Annotated in this window: 16 protein-coding genes; 9 read left to right on the forward strand and 7 right to left on the reverse strand. The window is 49.6% G+C overall.

Annotated elements, in window-relative coordinates; genetic code table 11:
- Positions 1–146 precede the first annotated feature (146 nt).
- The 3 genes from bamE to nadK all read right to left on the reverse strand — a co-directional run bounded on the left by bamE (position 147) and on the right by nadK (position 3,240).
- Positions 147–491 (reverse strand): outer membrane protein assembly factor BamE, encoded by a 345-nt coding sequence (gene bamE / locus DXU84_RS00005; RefSeq protein WP_015690323.1) that lies wholly within the window; start codon positions 489–491, stop codon positions 147–149.
- A 112-nt stretch (positions 492–603) separates the two neighbouring features.
- Positions 604–2,265 carry a DNA repair protein RecN gene (recN, locus tag DXU84_RS00010; RefSeq protein WP_194286502.1) on the reverse strand — a complete coding sequence of 554 codons (1,662 nt, stop codon included), beginning with the start codon at positions 2,263–2,265 and terminating at the stop codon, positions 604–606.
- 96 nt (positions 2,266–2,361) lie between these two features.
- Positions 2,362–3,240: an NAD(+) kinase gene (gene nadK / locus DXU84_RS00015; protein ID WP_013576733.1), complete on the reverse strand. Its 879-nt coding sequence runs from the start codon at positions 3,238–3,240 to the stop codon at positions 2,362–2,364.
- 137 nt (positions 3,241–3,377) lie between these two features.
- On the opposite strand from nadK, the gene grpE reads away from it, so the two are divergent.
- Entirely contained in the window at positions 3,378–3,965 is a 588-nt protein-coding gene (grpE, locus tag DXU84_RS00020; protein ID WP_013576732.1) for a nucleotide exchange factor GrpE, read from the forward strand.
- Between the two features lie 60 nt (positions 3,966–4,025).
- On the opposite strand, the gene ung is transcribed toward grpE, so the two are convergent.
- Positions 4,026–4,706 carry a uracil-DNA glycosylase gene (ung, locus tag DXU84_RS00025; RefSeq protein ID WP_112150831.1) on the reverse strand — a complete coding sequence of 227 codons (681 nt, stop codon included), beginning with the start codon at positions 4,704–4,706 and terminating at the stop codon, positions 4,026–4,028.
- Between the two features lie 339 nt (positions 4,707–5,045).
- Between ung and grcA the strand changes: the two genes are divergently transcribed.
- Entirely contained in the window at positions 5,046–5,429 is a 384-nt protein-coding gene (grcA, locus tag DXU84_RS00030) for an autonomous glycyl radical cofactor GrcA (protein ID WP_013576730.1), read from the forward strand.
- 92 nt (positions 5,430–5,521) lie between these two features.
- Here grcA and srmB read toward each other — a convergent pair whose 3' ends face one another.
- On the reverse strand, positions 5,522–6,850 hold the full coding sequence (gene srmB / locus DXU84_RS00035; RefSeq protein WP_013576729.1) for an ATP-dependent RNA helicase SrmB: 1,329 nt from the start codon (positions 6,848–6,850) through the stop codon (positions 5,522–5,524).
- 243 nt (positions 6,851–7,093) lie between these two features.
- On the opposite strand from srmB, the gene DXU84_RS00040 reads away from it, so the two are divergent.
- Positions 7,094–7,753: a tRNA1(Val) (adenine(37)-N6)-methyltransferase gene (locus DXU84_RS00040; protein ID WP_228388936.1), complete on the forward strand. Its 660-nt coding sequence runs from the start codon at positions 7,094–7,096 to the stop codon at positions 7,751–7,753.
- A 63-nt stretch (positions 7,754–7,816) separates the two neighbouring features.
- Here DXU84_RS00040 and nadB read toward each other — a convergent pair whose 3' ends face one another.
- Positions 7,817–9,418 carry an L-aspartate oxidase gene (gene nadB / locus DXU84_RS00045; RefSeq protein WP_015690322.1) on the reverse strand — a complete coding sequence of 534 codons (1,602 nt, stop codon included), beginning with the start codon at positions 9,416–9,418 and terminating at the stop codon, positions 7,817–7,819.
- Positions 9,419–9,632: 214 nt separating this feature from the next.
- On the opposite strand from nadB, the gene rpoE reads away from it, so the two are divergent.
- From rpoE to rseC, 4 genes are read left to right on the forward strand one after another with little or no spacing between them, the layout of a single operon-like run.
- Entirely contained in the window at positions 9,633–10,208 is a 576-nt protein-coding gene (rpoE, locus tag DXU84_RS00050) for an RNA polymerase sigma factor RpoE (protein ID WP_013576726.1), read from the forward strand.
- Positions 10,209–10,238: 30 nt separating this feature from the next.
- Positions 10,239–10,886: an anti-sigma-E factor RseA gene (gene rseA, locus DXU84_RS00055; RefSeq protein ID WP_126125089.1), complete on the forward strand. Its 648-nt coding sequence runs from the start codon at positions 10,239–10,241 to the stop codon at positions 10,884–10,886.
- Complete coding sequence (gene rseB, locus DXU84_RS00060; protein WP_013576724.1) at positions 10,886–11,836, forward strand: sigma-E factor regulatory protein RseB; 951 nt, start codon at positions 10,886–10,888, stop codon at positions 11,834–11,836. Before rseA ends, rseB begins: the two co-directional genes overlap by 1 nt.
- A gap of 48 nt (positions 11,837–11,884) precedes the next feature.
- The gene (gene rseC / locus DXU84_RS00065) at positions 11,885–12,361 is read left to right on the forward strand and encodes a SoxR-reducing system protein RseC (protein WP_037036752.1); all 477 of its coding nucleotides are present in this window, start codon (positions 11,885–11,887) and stop codon (positions 12,359–12,361) included.
- 60 nt (positions 12,362–12,421) lie between these two features.
- On the opposite strand, the gene DXU84_RS00070 is transcribed toward rseC, so the two are convergent.
- On the reverse strand, positions 12,422–13,240 hold the full coding sequence (locus DXU84_RS00070; protein WP_112151743.1) for a hypothetical protein: 819 nt from the start codon (positions 13,238–13,240) through the stop codon (positions 12,422–12,424).
- A gap of 424 nt (positions 13,241–13,664) precedes the next feature.
- Here DXU84_RS00070 and lepA point away from each other — a divergent pair, with 424 nt between their 5' ends.
- Both lepA and lepB read left to right on the forward strand, forming a co-directional pair.
- The gene (gene lepA, locus DXU84_RS00075; RefSeq protein WP_037036754.1) at positions 13,665–15,464 is read left to right on the forward strand and encodes a translation elongation factor 4; all 1,800 of its coding nucleotides are present in this window, start codon (positions 13,665–13,667) and stop codon (positions 15,462–15,464) included.
- A 28-nt stretch (positions 15,465–15,492) separates the two neighbouring features.
- The gene (gene lepB, locus DXU84_RS00080; protein ID WP_013576720.1) at positions 15,493–16,470 is read left to right on the forward strand and encodes a signal peptidase I; all 978 of its coding nucleotides are present in this window, start codon (positions 15,493–15,495) and stop codon (positions 16,468–16,470) included.
- The last annotated feature ends 107 nt before the right edge of the window (positions 16,471–16,577 follow it).

Here is a 16,577-nt window from a genome sequence, read left to right on the forward strand (position 1 = left end):
GTCCATGATGAGCATGAACCCTTTTTACACGAGCCACCGGATCGGTCAACTGATCCTTAAACGATCGGCATTAGCCTCAGGCGCCTTATTTTTTTACCCTGAAAGATGATTTTTGGCGGTAACCAGAGACCATCACACCGGGCGATTTACTTTTGATCGCTCAACTTAGGTTTGTTGTCGATGTTGGTCAGCGTATCAGACTCGTTGAAGGTCAGCGTTAAAGTCTGCTGAGTGATACCTTCATGGCCTGGTTCCTGACGGAACACGTAATACCAAACATTACTGCCAAACGGGTCGTGTAGCATCGGCGTGCCGAGAACATAAGCAACTTGTTGTTTAGTCATACCGGTATGAATTTTTTGAACATCAGCAGGAGACAAGTAGTTCCCCTGATTGATGTCAGGCCGATAAACCACCTTTTCCAGAGTGGAACAGCCCGCAGTAAGCATTACAAGAGCTACAGCGGCGGCAGTTAGCGTTTTACAGCGCATAGTCATTACATTCCTTTAGGGCATAAGATGCCGATGATAATAGACCTTTCATCAGTTTGAAACCTTTGCGGGGCACCTGTATGACCGCTGAACTGTAAAAAAGTTGAGCTTTTTACGCTGCGAGTAACTCTTTTGCGTTGGCCAGCGTGTTTCGGGTCACTTCACTTCCGCCCAGCAGACGTGCCAGTTCCTGCAAACGCGCCTTTTTATCAAGGCGATTCATTTGGGTTTCAGTCACTTCACCATCAGTTTCTTTGCTGACAAAATAATGCTGATGACCACAACCTGCAACCTGAGGTAAGTGAGTGACGCACATAACTTGCGTTGATTCGCCTAACTGACGCAACAGGCGGCCAACGATCGCAGCCGTCGGGCCACTGATACCGACATCCACTTCATCAAAGATCAGCGCCGGAGTTTCCATTTTCTGTGCCGTGATAACCTGGATAGCCAGCGCAATACGCGATAATTCGCCACCGGAAGCTACTTTTGCGAGAGCCTGAAGCGGCTGCCCCGGGTTGGTGGTGACCTGGAATTCGAGACGGTCTGCGCCTTCCATATTTAAATGTTCTGGTTCGAACTGAACCTGAATTTTAAATTTACCGTGTGGCATGGAAAGTGCCTGCATACTTTGGGTGATCAGATGCGTTAGCTCATCAGCAAAATACTGACGTTTTTCGTGCAGTTGTTCAGCAACCGCGACGGCTTGTTGGTAATGGCGTTGCACCGCTTCACTCAGCTCTGCCTGATTGGTTTCCTGATCATCCAGTTCCTGCTGTTCCTCAAGCAACTGACGATGCAGTTCAGGAAGATCTTCAGCGCTGACGTGATGTTTACGGGCCAGATTCATCTGGCGCGACAAACGCTGCTCCAGCTCGAATAGACGGTTTGGATCCATGTCCAGGCGTTCGCTGTAATGGCGTAATTCATCGCTGGCCTCGCTGACCTGAATGGACGCGTCATCAAGCATGACGATAAGATCATTCATTTTGCTGTCGAGTTCTGCGAGTTCAGTAAGCTGATTGCGGGCGCTATAGAGCAGACTGATAATATTCTGTTCTTCACCATCAGCCAGCAAATAGAGCGCATTTTGGCTGAGTGAAAGCAGTTGCCCGCTGTTAGCCAGACGTTTGTATTCTTCATCAATTTGCTCGTACTCACCTGCCTGAGGAGCAAATTCATTCAGCTCTTTCAACTGGTATTGTAACAACTGGCGGCGTGATTCTCGCTCACTCATCTGCTGTTGATATTGTGCCAGCTGGCGGCAGCTCTGATGCCAGTTTTGGTAAGCTTTGCGCATCTCAGACAGCAGTAAGGGCTGATCCGAATAAGCATCGAGTAAAGCTTTCTGATGCTCAGGTTTGAGCAGAAGCTGATGGGCGTGTTGTCCGTGAATTTGGATCAAATGCTGGCCCAGTTCACGGAGCTGTGACAGGGGAACGGGCGTGCCGTTTATAAAGCCACGCGAACGGCCATCGTTGCTGATCGTCCGGCGCAACAGGCAATCCAGCCCTTCATCAAGCTGATTTTCAGCCAGCCAGTGTTTCGCCGAAGGGGTATCCGCTAAGGTGAATCGCGCGCAGATATCTGCACGGCTGGCACCGAGACGCACCATGCTGCCATCGGCACGATTGCCCAGACAAAGCCCAAGCGCATCAATCGCGATGGACTTACCGGCACCGGTTTCACCGGTGATGGCCGTCATACCTGCATGAAAATCGATTTCTAATTCACGGACAATGGCAAAGTTACTGATAGTTAATTGCGCCAGCATGATCACCTTCCTGTACATAACAACAGACCTGTAATTACATACAGTATAAACTGGTTTTATATACAGTAAAGGGGCTGGCGAATTATTTTTATCAGATCAGAAGAGTTTTTTTGACCATCCAAGTTTTGTGCTTAATGTATTGAAATAACTGTAGTCTTTCGGATGGATCAGATTCAGATGAAACTCACTGCGACGGATAACCACTTCTTCGCCCGGCTGAATCGGCAGAGCGATCTGGCTGTCGCAGCTGATTTCAAGGTCATTGCTCATATGCGAAAACCGCAGACAAATCGTGCTGCTGCTGTTGATAACCAGCGGGCGTGCCGAAAGGGTATGTGGGAACATCGGCACCAGTGCGATAGCTTCTAACGTCGGCGTCAGGATCGGACCGCCGCCTGAGAGTGAATATGCGGTAGAACCGGTTGGTGTCGAGATAATCAGACCATCGGAGCGCTGGGAAAAAGCGAATTTGTCATCAATATAGACTTCAAATTCAATCATGTGCGCGACTTTTCCCGGATGAAGGACGACTTCATTGATGGCGGTACTGACGCGACATTGCTGGTCCTTGCAGCGCACCATGGCTTCCAGCAGGAAGCGTTGCTCGCTGATGTATTCACCCTGCAGAACGTCATCGAGTTGCTGCAAAGCGTTATCCGGATCCAGATCGGTAAGAAAGCCAAGATTACCCCGGTTGATGCCGATGACTTTTATGTCATAGCGGGCCAGAACGCGCGCCGCACCCAGCATATTGCCGTCACCGCCGACGACCACGGCTAAATCCGCCAGCTTGCCGATCTCAGCCAGACTGCCCGTTTGTGCGCCTTCCAGGGCTAAATCTTGTGCCACCTGACGTTCGACGATCACCTGATAACCTTTTGAGATTAACCAGTGGTAAAGCATTTCATGGGTGGCAAGTGCGGAAGGATGGCGAGGGTGTCCGACAATCCCAATGCACTCAAATTTTTTATTCATCGCTGTGGTTATCCTCAGCAGGGTGTGATGACTCCTGCATTATGACCGGTTTCATTAAAAACCAAACCTTGAAACCCCGGTTTTGATCCCCATAATAAGCCAACTAGCAAGATTAATGCTAAAACGCGGAGAGATTCATGAGTAGTAAAGAACATAAGACACCTGACGAGCAAGTCTCTGAAGAACTGAATCAGGAACAAGAGCTGCATACGGAAGCGGAAACTCAGGCGGCAGATGTCGTTGACCCGCGCGATGAACGTATTGCTGAACTGGAAGCGCAGCTGAAAGAACTCCAGCAGCGTGAGCGTGACAGCTTGCTGCGTGCGAAAGCGGAAGTGGAAAATATCCGCCGTCGTACCGAGCAGGATATAGAGAAAGCGCATAAATTCGCTCTGGAGAAATTCTCTGGCGAATTGTTGCCGGTAATCGATAATCTGGAACGTGCGCTGGATCTGGCTGATAAATCGAATTCAGAACTGGCGGGTCTGATTGAAGGCGTCGAGCTGACCCTGAAATCCCTGCTGGATGCTGTTCGCAAGTTCGGTATGGAAGTGGTGGCTGATATCCACGTGCCATTCAATCCTGAACTGCACCAGGCGATGACTATGATGGAATCCGACGAGCTGGAACCTAATCACGTAATGATGGTGATGCAGAAGGGTTATACGCTGAACGGCCGTCTTTTGCGCCCGGCAATGGTTGCGGTTTCTAAAGCCAAAGCCTGATTCTGTTTTAAGCAGACTGACATAATGGAAGAGGCACCTTTGCGGGTGCCTCTTTTTTTGTTATTCCGGCAATCTGGGCACCCAGTCAATTGGTGCCAGACATTGCTGCACCAGTAAGGCATTCGCCTGCGAGAAGTGCTTACACCCCAGGAAACCCCGGTGGGCAGAAAGCGGAGAAGGGTGCGGTGCTTTCAATACATGATGACGATTGCGATCGATAATATTGCCTTTTTTCTGCGCATGGGAACCCCAGAGTAAAAAGACGATCCCATCACGATTTTCATTCAACGCTGCGATGACCTTATCAGTGAACGTTTCCCAGCCCAGTTTGGCATGTGAATGCGCCTGACCACCTTCGACAGTCAGCACGGTATTGAGCAACAGGACGCCCTGATCTGCCCAGCTCTGCAAATAGCCGTGAGTGGGTCGTTCGAAGCCTGGAATATCGGTGGCCAGCTCTTTATACATATTCACTAATGAAGGTGGTGCCGGAATGCCCGGGCGAACAGAGAACGATAAACCATGAGCCTGATTGGGACCATGATAAGGGTCCTGCCCCAAAATCACGACTTTGACGTCTGCCAGTTCGGTAGAGCGGAATGCATTAAACACATCCTGTTGCGGCGGATAAATCGTTTTGCCCGCAGCGCGTTCAGCCGCGACAAACTTCAGTGTATCAACGAAGTAAGGTTGTTCTTTTTCCTGACCAATGACGTCATGCCAGGTGAGAGTGGTGGACATTGACGCTCTCCTTTTGATGATAATTTTAAACTGGCAGTAGCTTACCTGCTCATTCCGATGAGTTAAACCCGCACGCGCTTTTGCTGATGTTTATCTGCGACTTAACGTTCTATGCAAAAATTGTTGATAATTTACAAAAATAATTTAATCCAGTGCCTTGGAAAAATTGATATAAAACATAAATATGCTGAGGGTAAGAAATGCCCACAAGGAAAAGATTGATATTTATCAAAGAATGCGGGGTGTTCTGCTGTTATATCTGACAACAGGAAAACAGGTTGTCGTTCACACCTTACACCAATCAATTAACAGTATCGTAGCCAACAATGGAGGCAACATATGATCACCGGGATCCAAATTACTAAAAGCAACAACGAAGCGCTGAAAAACTCTTTCTGGCTGCTGGATGATGAAAAAGCGGAAGCGCGCTGCGTATGTGCAAAAGCGGGTTTTGCGGAAGACCAGATCGTTGCTGTCAGCGAGCTTGGCCAGTTTGAATACCGTGAAGTACCAATGGAAATTCAACCGACTGTACGTGTGGAAGGGGGTCAGCACCTGAACGTTAACGTATTGCGCCGTGAAACTCTGGAAGATGCGGTTAAGCATCCTGAAAAATACCCGCAGCTGACCATTCGTGTGTCTGGTTATGCGGTGCGCTTTAACTCACTGACTGCTGAGCAGCAGCGTGACGTGATTACCCGTACTTTCACCGAAAGTCTGTAATCGCTTCCGAGCTTTTAAGATTCCAGCAGTTTCATGGATATAAAAAAACCGCCTTCAGGGCGGTTTTTCTTTGCATCAAATCAGGCTGATGTTTATTTAGCAGCGTCTTTTACAGCGTCAGGTTTAACACGGCGTTTGCCGACGTTTTTGCTGTCACGATGGCGAACTTTAACTTTCACCTTCGATTTTTCCTGCGCCGCTTTCTGCTTCTCTTTACGTTTCGCCAGCACTTTTTTCGACGGCTTACCGGTGACTTTCTCGCTCGGTGCTTTCGTTTTTGGACGGAACTCGTCCAGTACGCGTGCTTTCAACGGCTCGTTAAGGTAACGGCCGATCTTGCCGAGCAGCAGATGGTCATGCGCTTCCACGAAAGAAATCGCGGTCCCTTTACGACCAGCACGACCGGTACGGCCGATACGGTGCAGATAAATATCAGCGGTCAGCGGCAGGTCAAAGTTGAAGACATGGCTGATGTCGTTGATATCCAGGCCACGGGCAGCAATGTCGGTCGCAACGAGGACGTTAACGCGGTCTTCAACCATACGTTTGACGGCTTCGGTACGTTTCACCTGCACCATTTCGCCTTCAAGATAACAGGAGTTAATCCCTGCTTCGCGCAACCACGCAACCAGCTCATGCACACGCTCGCGTTTACGCACAAAGATCACGGATTTAGTGACATCTTCCTGTTTCAGCAAATGGATGAGCATCCGGGTTTTATGCGCCAGATCGTCGGCACGATAATACCATTGCAGGATTTTTTTGCGTTCGCGGCGTGACGGGTCAGCTTCGATTTCCACCGGCTCAGTCAGGATGCGTTCTGCGAATTCACGGATGGCTTCCCCTTCCAGCGTTGCGGAGAACAGCAACGTCTGTTTGCGCCAGCGTGCTTCGGCGGAAATCGTTTCGATGTCCTGAGCAAAACCCATGTCCAGCATGCGGTCGGCTTCGTCGAGGATCAGCGTTTCGATTGCGCGGCAGTCAAAGTTTTCTTCTTTAATGTATTGCAGCAAACGACCGGTGGTCGCAACAACGATGTCCTGGTTTTCGCTGAACACTTCGGCGTGGTTCATATAAGCCACACCGCCGGTGATGGTGGCGATATCCAGTTCGGTATGTTTGGCTAACTCACGCGCCTGCTCAGCAACCTGCATAGCAAGTTCACGGGTTGGCGTGAGGATCAGAATTCGTGGCGGACCAGATTTCTTACGCGGGAAATCCAGCAAATGCTGCAATGCAGGCAGCAGGAATGCCGCTGTTTTGCCGGTGCCGGTAGGAGCCGAACCCAACACATCGCGTCCGTCCATTGCTGGCGGAATGGCCTCTGCCTGAATGACAGTAGGACGGCTATAGCCTTTGTCGCCAAGGGCTTCAATCAGGCGTTCATCGAGTTCGAGTTCGGAAAAAGTGGTTACAGTCATGGTCTACCTCTACTTGGGGCGCCGATTATAGACGTGTTAGACGCGATCTTCACCTATTTAAGCGGTTTGCGTGGCTTTTACTCTGCTTCTCTTTGCCCTATGCTACGACAGTTTTCGTTTACAGGCCTGTTGGCTGGCGTAATTACGGTGAAATTAGTGACAAAAGTAGTCAGTTCCGCAAACCCTTTACGGCGTAATGGATTTACCTTTAAGCAGTTTTTCGTTGCACATGACCGATGCGCGATGAAAGTCGGTACCGATGGTGTCCTGCTCGGTGCCACGGCGCCGGTTAGCCATGCACGACGTGTTCTTGATATTGGCTGCGGCAGCGGCCTGATTGCCATGATGCTGGCGCAACGCAGTAATGCTCAAACTGTTATTGATGCCGTCGAACTCGAACCTTCCGCAGCGGCGCAGGCTGAGGAGAATTTCCGCAACTCAGTTTGGGCGCAAAGGCTGGCGGTGTATGCGCAGGACATTAATGTTTATGCCGGCGAACATCAGGCTGAATACGATCTGATTGTGAGTAATCCACCTTACTTTGAATCGGCTGTCGCCTGTCGCGATGAAGCCCGAAATGCCGCCCGTTACACCGAAACTCTGACGCACGATGCATTGCTTGAATGCGCAAATAAGCTGCTTACGCCAGAGGGATTGTTTAGTGTTGTTTTGCCGTACGACATCGGGCTGGCGTTTGAAACTCTGGCTCACCGAAAAGGCTGGTTCAGCGCACGGCGGATGGCCGTACGCGACCGACCGGGAAAACCGCTTAACCGGCTAGTGCTGACCTTATCAAGGCAATCAGCTGAAAGGGTTGACGAGGAACTGGCACTGCGGAAATCGGAAGGCGTTTACAGTGAAGCATTCTGTGCGCTGATTACTGATTTTTATCTGAATTATTAGTGGATGGCTGGGCTTTCAAAAAGTGCGTTCCTTCGCACTTTCCCGATACCATTGCTGCAAATATTACGGCTGCAAAATGGTCGGCTGCGGATTTTCCTGTAGATCAGGATAGTCCAGCGTGAAATGCAGTCCTCGACTCTCTTTGCGTTCCAGGGCACTGCGGACGATCAACTCGGCAACCAGCACCAGATTTCTCAATTCCAGCAAATTATTGGAAATACGGAAGTTGGCATAATACTCGTCAATTTCCTGTTGCAGCGTCATGATGCGGCGCAACGCGCGCTCCAGACGTTTTGTCGTGCGCACAATCCCTACGTAATCCCACATAAACAGCCGCAATTCATGCCAGTTATGCTGAATGACCACCTGCTCATCGGAATTATCCACCCGGCTTTCATCCCATTGCGGAATATTTGTCGCCAGTTTGGCATGCGGCAGACGTTTAATTATATCTTCTGCTGCCGACCAGCCATAAACCACGCATTCCAGCAGTGAGTTAGAGGCCAGACGATTAGCGCCATGCAGGCCGGTATAACTGACTTCGCCAATCGCATACAAACCATCGAGATCGGTGCGCCCGTGCTGATCAACCATTACGCCACCGCAGGTGTAATGCGCAGCCGGAACAATCGGGATCGCCTCTTTGGTCAGATCAATACCCAGTGATTGCAGCTTTTCATCAATCATCGGGAAATGATGCTTAATGAATTCCGGCGGGCGATGGCTGATATCGAGATACATGCAGTCGGCGCCAAGACGCTTCATTTCATGGTCGATGGCCCGTGCCACCACATCGCGCGGTGCCAGTTCTCCTCGTTCATCGAAATCCGGCATAAAACGGGTGCCATCCGGGCGTTTGAGCAGGGCACCTTCGCCGCGCAGTGCTTCCGTCAGCAGAAAGTTACGTGCCTGAGGGTGATAGAGGCACGTCGGGTGAAACTGGTTGAATTCAAGATTGGCAACACGGCAGCCTGCACGCCACGCCATGGCGACGCCATCGCCGGAAGAGATATCCGGATTGGTCGTGTATTGATAGACCTTGGCTGCGCCCCCCGTGGCCAGTACAACGGCCTTGGCACGGAGCGTTTCAACGTGCTCTTTATCGCGGTTCCAGACATACGCGCCAACGACGCGTTGTGTCCCCGGCAATCCAAGCTTGCTTGAGGTAATTAAATCAACGGCATTATAGCGTTCTTTCACGCAAATATTGGCGTGTGCCCTTGCTTTCCCAACCAGCGTAGTCTCTACTTCTTTACCTGTAGCATCAGCAGCATGCAGGATCCTACGGTGGCTGTGGCCGCCTTCACGTGTCAGATGATAACGTTCTTCTGAGCTTGTGTTGGTTTCGGTATCAAACAGTACGCCCTGGTCGATCAACCACTGGACACAATGACGTGCGTTGCTCGCGATAAATTCAACAGCTTCTTTATCGCATAAGCCCGCACCGGCAATTAATGTGTCATCAACATGTGAGGCAATGCTGTCTGCTTCGTCGAAAACGGCGGCAATCCCGCCCTGGGCGTAAAATGTTGAGCCTTCGTTGAGCGGGCCTTTACTGAGAACAGTGACATGACAGTGGTCTGCAAGTCGCAAAGCCAAAGAAAGGCCTGCAGCGCCACTTCCGATTATCAATACATCGCTAACAAATTCAGATGAAGGTTGCATAACGTATGATGTTTGCAGAAGAAGAGGGAAATTCATGTTAGCCTAAACTCCCGTGCAAAAGCCACGGGCTTGAGACTTCAATAGAAAAAACAACGGCGATGTGGAACTTAATGTTTCATGTGAACTCCAAGCAGTACTTGCTCAGGAATATAATGATGAAAGCTGGCAGTACGACTTTAAGCGCGGAGAAGATTTTGGGGAGATTTTACCTCGGATGAGCGAGCAGTTAGCCGATCAGGTTCTGGTTGAGCGGGTCCAGAAGGGTGATCAAAAATCGTTCAATTTACTGGTTATTCGTTACCAGCATAAGGTAGCGAGCCTTGTATCCCGCTATGTGCCACAAGGTGATGTGCCTGATGTGGTTCAGGAATCTTTTATCAAAGCATATCGTGCGCTGGAATCTTTCCGCGGCGACAGTGCTTTTTATACCTGGCTGTATCGTATTGCAGTCAACACAGCGAAAAACTATTTAGTTGCTCAGGGGCGACGCCCGCCATCCAGTGATGTCGACGCGAATGAAGCCGAAAATTTCGAAAGTGGCGGTGCACTGAAAGAAATTTCGAACCCTGAGAACTTGATGTTGTCTGAAGAGTTACGGAAGATTGTTTTCCGTACTATTGAAGCACTTCCTGAAGATCTTCGTATGGCGATTACCTTGAGGGAGTTGGATGGATTGAGCTACGAAGAAATAGCCGCCATCATGGATTGTCCGGTGGGTACGGTGAGATCCCGTATATTCCGTGCCCGGGAAGCAATTGATAACAAAGTTCAACCGCTCATCCAGCGTTAGAGATGACGGACACAGGAAGGATACTTAGGCATGCAGAAAGAAAAGCTTTCCGCTCTGATGGATGGTGAAGCCATTGATACCGAACTGTTAAGTTCGTTATCAATAGATACCAGGCTTCAGCAAGACTGGCAGAGTTATCATTTGATCCGCGATACCTTACGTGGTGATATTGGGAACGTTGTGCATCTGGATATCGCAGACCGTGTGGCCGCAGCGCTGGCTAATGAGCCGGTAAAACTGGTGCCGGGTTCAGCAACCGAATCACAACCTCAGCCTCATACCTGGCAAAAAATGCCATTCTGGCAGAAGGTGCGCCCTTGGGCGAGTCAGTTGACTCAGGTCGGCGTGGCTGCTTGTGTATCACTTGCTGTGATTGTTGGCGTTCAGCATTATAACCAGCCTGACGCATCGGGTGCTTCTCCGGAAACCCCAGCGTTCAATACGTTGCCTATGATGGGTAAAGCCTCCCCGGTGAGCTTCGGCGTGCCAAATGAAGGCAATACCACCAGCGGGCAACAGAATGTTCAGGAGCAACGTAAGCGCATTAATGCGATGTTGCAGGATTACGAATTGCAGCGTCGCTTGCATTCAGAGCAGCTTCAACTCGAACCAGTTACTCCTCAGCAAGCCGCTGTTCAGGTCCCAGGAACTCAGTCTTTAGGAACGCAAACGCAGTAATGAAGCAAATTTGGTTTGCCGTTTGTTTAGCTGCGGGCAGCCTGCTTACTCCAAGTATCGCCTCGGCAGATTCTTCTTCCGAGGCGTTACTGCAAGAGATGGGCAAAGCTTCCCAGACGCTGAATTATGAAATGGGTTTTATCAACATTACGAAGCAAGGGATTGATTCCTTTCGCTATCGTCATGCTGTTTCTCATCAAACTTCCCTCGCTCAACTGGTTCTGATGGATGGTCCGCGCCGTGAAATTGTCCAGCGTGGAAAAGACGTCAGCTACTTTGAGACCGGTTTACAGCCCTTTACGTTGGATGGCGATCATATCGTTGATTCCCTGCCTTCCATCGTGTTCAGCGATTTTTCTCTTCTGACCAAATACTACGATTTTATCGCCGTAGGCCGCGCACGCACAGCGGATCGCCTGAGTCAGGTGATCAGAGTTGTATCCCGCGATGGTACCCGATTCAGTTATGTCATATGGATCGATGAGCAGACGAAATTGCCGATGCGTGTCGATTTACTGGATCGTGACGGTGAAACGCTTGAGCAGTTCCGTGTGATCAGTTTTGATGAGGGAGAACAAGTTGTTGGAACGCTTTCTGATCTCGAAAAAGCCAGTTTACCGCCTGTGCTGTCTTTACCTGCGTCTGAGCAGGTGAAGTTTGACTGGCAAATAAAATGGCTGCCGGCTGGCGTGACAGAGGTGGCAAGTAGCCGCCGAAACTTGCCCAATATGCCCGTATCGATAGAATCGCGGCTGTACACTGACGGATTGTTCAGTTTCTCTGTCAATGTCAGTGCAACAACTAATGGCCCTTCTGAGCAGTTGATCAGGCAAGGGCGCAGAACTGTGCAGACTGAAATACGCAATGGCAATGAAATTACGGTCGTCGGTGAGCTTCCTCCTTCGACTGCCAAACGTGTTGCCGATAGCATCGTTTTCTCAGAAAAGTAGCTTTTAATCAGAAAAACTGCCTTCGCAATAGAAATACAGGGTGATTACATGATGAAAGAATGGGCCACGGTGGTGTCGTGGAAAGACGGTATTGCGACGTTGCGTTGTGAAACACAGGCGGGTTGCAGTAGTTGCCATTCACGTTCAGGGTGTGGCGCTCGCGTATTGAATGAGTTAGGGCCGCAGACTGAACATAATCTTCAGGTCAGCGTTAACGAGCCTCTTGCACCTGGTCAGAAAGTTGAACTGGGGATACCGGAAGGAAGCCTGTTGCGCTCGGCGTTGCTGGTTTATATGACGCCGCTCTTTGGTGTGATTGCGGGTGGTGGTGCGTTGCAGGCCTTGCTGAAAGCAGATGTATACGCGGTTATTGGTGCGGTGTTGGGTGGTGGATTAGGTTTCCTGATTGCTAAAGCCCTGGCTGCGAAAGTCGATGGAAAAGCAGGTTACCAGCCAGTCATCTTGCAGGTGGGTTTGCCTCCTGATGCTTTCCGTTATTCGGTTGAAAGCAAACTCCCTTCTTAACTTTCTGCATCCTACAGTGCTTAAAAATGCCACAGTGTTCGCTAACCCTGTGGCATTTTTTTAGTTTCTGACCGGTATACGGTTTTGGATCATATGCTCGATCAATGCGATGAAAAGATCTGCGCTAGAAAGCGATGTATACTCTACAGAGAAAAGGATGCGGCCGTGTTTATCGAGCAGACGTATTAACGGGCTGTTGCTGCCGCCACTGATAAACTGAATATCCTCAACAGGCACTATTTTCCCTTCGTCGGTGGTTAACATCAACGCGCTCAGATGTATCTTTTTTTCGTTCAGCGCCAGAAGGTTAGCGCCGATAAATCTTTTCCACCCGCAATGTGGATTCACCAGATATGTAAAAAGAATATCTCCCCCCTGAGCCAGCCTGTTTAGGGCCCATGGGCCGCGATACATCAGGTGTTCGTTTTTAATGACTTCAATTAATCTTTCAGAATTGGCAATGTTTGGCGTAATACGATGCCAGGTTTTGCTATTTCCCTCACGGAAGATCATCGTATTTAAAATACGACGGGTGTATTTTCCGGTTCTGAATCGATATATATCCATGATGCGGTCAAAAGGAATAAAACGATTTTTTTTATCCGTTTGGCTTATAACTAAAATTCCATTTTCATGAAGCTGATAGAATTGATTGGGTCGTATCAGACGTCGCAGCAGAATGAGCACCACCCCCAGGGCAATACTGAGCAGAGCGGACAAAATTACGGTATGCAGCCCCTCAGCGGTGTGGCCAAAGGCCAGCAAAAATGCAATTTGCACTGCGCCGCCGATCAACAACAACACAGACAGGACCAGAGTGATCCAAGAGTTGGCTTTGGCAAAGCCATGCTGACTGAGCAGCCGCCCTTCATTGATCATATTGATAACCTTGTGACCGGATTGAATTAAAAATAAAAAAGATATTTGTGGAAGAAGTTGAATGAGAACTTTATGAGTTAGAAATTATGTAATTTCTTTTATAACAATATATTAAGTTTCAATACGCGTTTCTGTATATGGGGATTTTCCTAAAACCAAAAGGCAGGAAGCCCATACATGGAATACCGGACTGAGACAAACCTAGGAAGCACACAGACGCTCCGGTAATGAAAACAAATGAAAATGTGGGGATTTCATCCTGAGAAAGCTCGCATAATCTGGAGTTAGGGTGTGCGGAGACTAGGTTTTCATGGTGCTGGCATGTAGAATGCTGCGACTTAGGCGAAAGACAGCCAACCTACAAACCGTCGCTGTATGTTCATGGCGAATGATTCAGAAATACCAAGGTAGAAAAACTTTTATAATGAAGCATATACGAAATTTCTCCATTATTGCCCACATTGACCACGGTAAGTCGACGCTGTCAGACCGTATTATTCAAATTTGCGGTGGCTTAGCCGACCGTGAAATGGAAGCGCAGGTCCTCGACTCAATGGATCTTGAGCGTGAACGCGGCATCACCATCAAAGCGCAAAGCGTGACGCTCGACTACAAAGCAAAAGATGGTCAGGTTTATCACCTGAACTTTATCGACACGCCGGGGCACGTTGACTTTTCCTATGAAGTATCCCGCTCTCTCGCTGCCTGCGAAGGCGCATTATTAGTGGTGGATGCTGGTCAGGGTGTTGAAGCCCAGACGCTGGCAAACTGCTATACCGCGATGGAAATGGATCTGGAGGTCGTGCCGGTTCTGAACAAAATCGACTTACCGGCCGCCGATCCTGATCGTGCAGCGCAGGAAATCGAAGACATCGTGGGTATCGATGCCACGGATGCTGTTCGTTGTTCCGCGAAAACCGGTGTCGGTGTGCCAGAAGTGCTGGAGCGTCTGGTGCGTGATGTACCACCGCCGGAAGGTGATCCTGAGGCGCCACTTCAGGCGTTGATCATCGATTCATGGTTCGATAACTATCTCGGCGTTGTTTCTCTGGTGCGTATCAAAAATGGCACCATGAGAAAGGGCGACAAAATTAAAGTGATGAGTACCGGGCAGGTTTATAACGCCGATCGCCTGGGTATTTTCACGCCTAAGCGTGTCGATAAAGACATTCTGAACTGCGGTGAGGTCGGCTGGCTGGTATGCGCGATTAAAGATATCCTCGGCGCACCAGTGGGGGACACCCTGACTCTGGCTCGTCAGCCTGCTGACAAAGCGCTGCCGGGTTTCAAGAAAGTGAAACCTCAGGTTTACGCTGGCCTGTTCCCGGTCAGCTCCGATGATTATGAAAACTTCCGTGATGCGTTAGGCAAGCTTAGCCTTAACGATGCATCCCTGTTCTACGAACCAGAAAGTTCTACCGCGCTGGGCTTCGGTTTCCGTTGTGGCTTCCTGGGGCTGCTGCACATGGAAATCATTCAGGAACGTCTGGAACGTGAATACGATCTGGATCTGATCACCACAGCGCCGACAGTAGTTTATGAAGTTCTGACGACCGGCAATGAAACTGTCTATGTAGACAGTCCGTCTAAACTGCCTGCCCTGAATAACATTCTGGAACTGCGTGAGCCTATCGCTGAGTGTCACATGCTGATGCCACAGGAATATCTGGGTAGCGTGATTACTTTGTGTATTGAGAAACGTGGTGTCCAGACCAACATGGTTTACCACGGTAATCAGGTCGCACTGACTTATGAAATCCCGATGGCGGAAGTGGTACTCGATTTCTTCGACCGTCTGAAGTCAACGTCACGCGGTTATGCGTCGCTTGATTACAATTTCAAACGTTTTCAGACTTCTGACATGGTACGTGTTGATGTTCTAATCAACGGCGACCGTGTGGATGCACTGGCGCTGATCACTCACCGTGGTAATTCCCAGTTCCGTGGACGCCAGCTGGTTGAGAAGATGCAGGAACTGATCCCGCGTCAGCAGTTCGATATTGCTATCCAGGCGGCGATTGGTGCTCACATCATTGCCCGTTCAACCGTGAAGCAATTACGTAAAAACGTTCTCGCCAAATGTTATGGCGGCGACGTCAGCCGTAAGAAGAAACTCTTGCAGAAACAGAAAGATGGTAAGAAACGCATGAAACAAGTGGGTAATGTTGAGTTACCACAAGAAGCGTTCCTGGCCATTCTTCACGTGGGCAAAGACAGCAAGTAAATCCTTTATTGAGTCGTAGGGAGTATGCATGGCTAACATGTTTGCCCTGATTCTGGCGGTTGCAACGCTGGTGTCAGGGATTATCTGGTGCCTTGATCGTTTCAAGCTGGCACCCGCACGCCGGGCTAAAGTTGCTAAAATTAAGGCTGAAACGGGTGGTGCTGTTGACGATTCAACGCTGAACAAAGTGGCGAAGCAACCGGGCTGGGTGGAAACCTGTGCTTCGGTATTCCCTGTCTTGTTAGTTGTGTTTGTGGTGCGTTCATTTATTTATGAACCTTTCCAGATCCCGTCTGGCTCGATGATGCCGACGCTGCTTATTGGTGATTTCATCGTGGTTGAGAAATATGCCTACGGCCTGAAAGATCCCATTACTCAAACCAAGCTGATCTCAACCGGTGAACCGAAACGTGGTGATGTGGTGGTATTTAAATATCCGCAAAACCCGAGCGTGGACTATATTAAACGCCTGGTAGGCTTGCCCGGTGACCGGGTGACTTACGATCCGTTCAGCAAGCAGGTGACCGTGCAGCCTGCTTGCGAAACGGGCAAAAATTGCAGCACCGCGCTGGCTGTGACATATGATTCCGGTGTTGCCAGTGATTTCGTGCAGACTTTTGGTCAGTCTTCGGGCGGCGAAGCGAGCAGTGGTTTCTTTGAAACGCCGCCGTCCGCTAACGTGCCGCAAGACGGTATCCGTCTTGTACAGCGCAATGAAACGCTGGGCAATGTGACGCATCGTATTCTGACCGTGCCAGGTGCACGTGACCAACTGGGGGCTTATTATCAGCAACCGGGTCAGCCACTGGGGACATGGGTGGTGCCGGCTGGCCATTATTTCATGATGGGTGATAACCGTGATAATAGCGCTGACAGCCGTTATTGGGGTTTTGTGCCGGAACAGAATTTAGTGGGTAGAGCTTCTGCAATTTGGATGAGCTTTAAAAAACAGGAAGGTGAATGGCCTACCGGTGTTCGTTTAAGCCGTATTGGTGGAATTCATTAATTTAATGATGCCTATTAGCGCAGCATTATATTTCCACTCGTTGTAGAATATCCTTTCGGGCGATAAAAGTTGGCTCCCCTGATTTTAAATTTTAATTTAAGACGAAC

The organism is Rahnella sp. RcJ3, from assembly GCF_009498575.1.
GTDB lineage: Bacteria > Pseudomonadota > Gammaproteobacteria > Enterobacterales > Enterobacteriaceae > Rahnella > Rahnella aceris.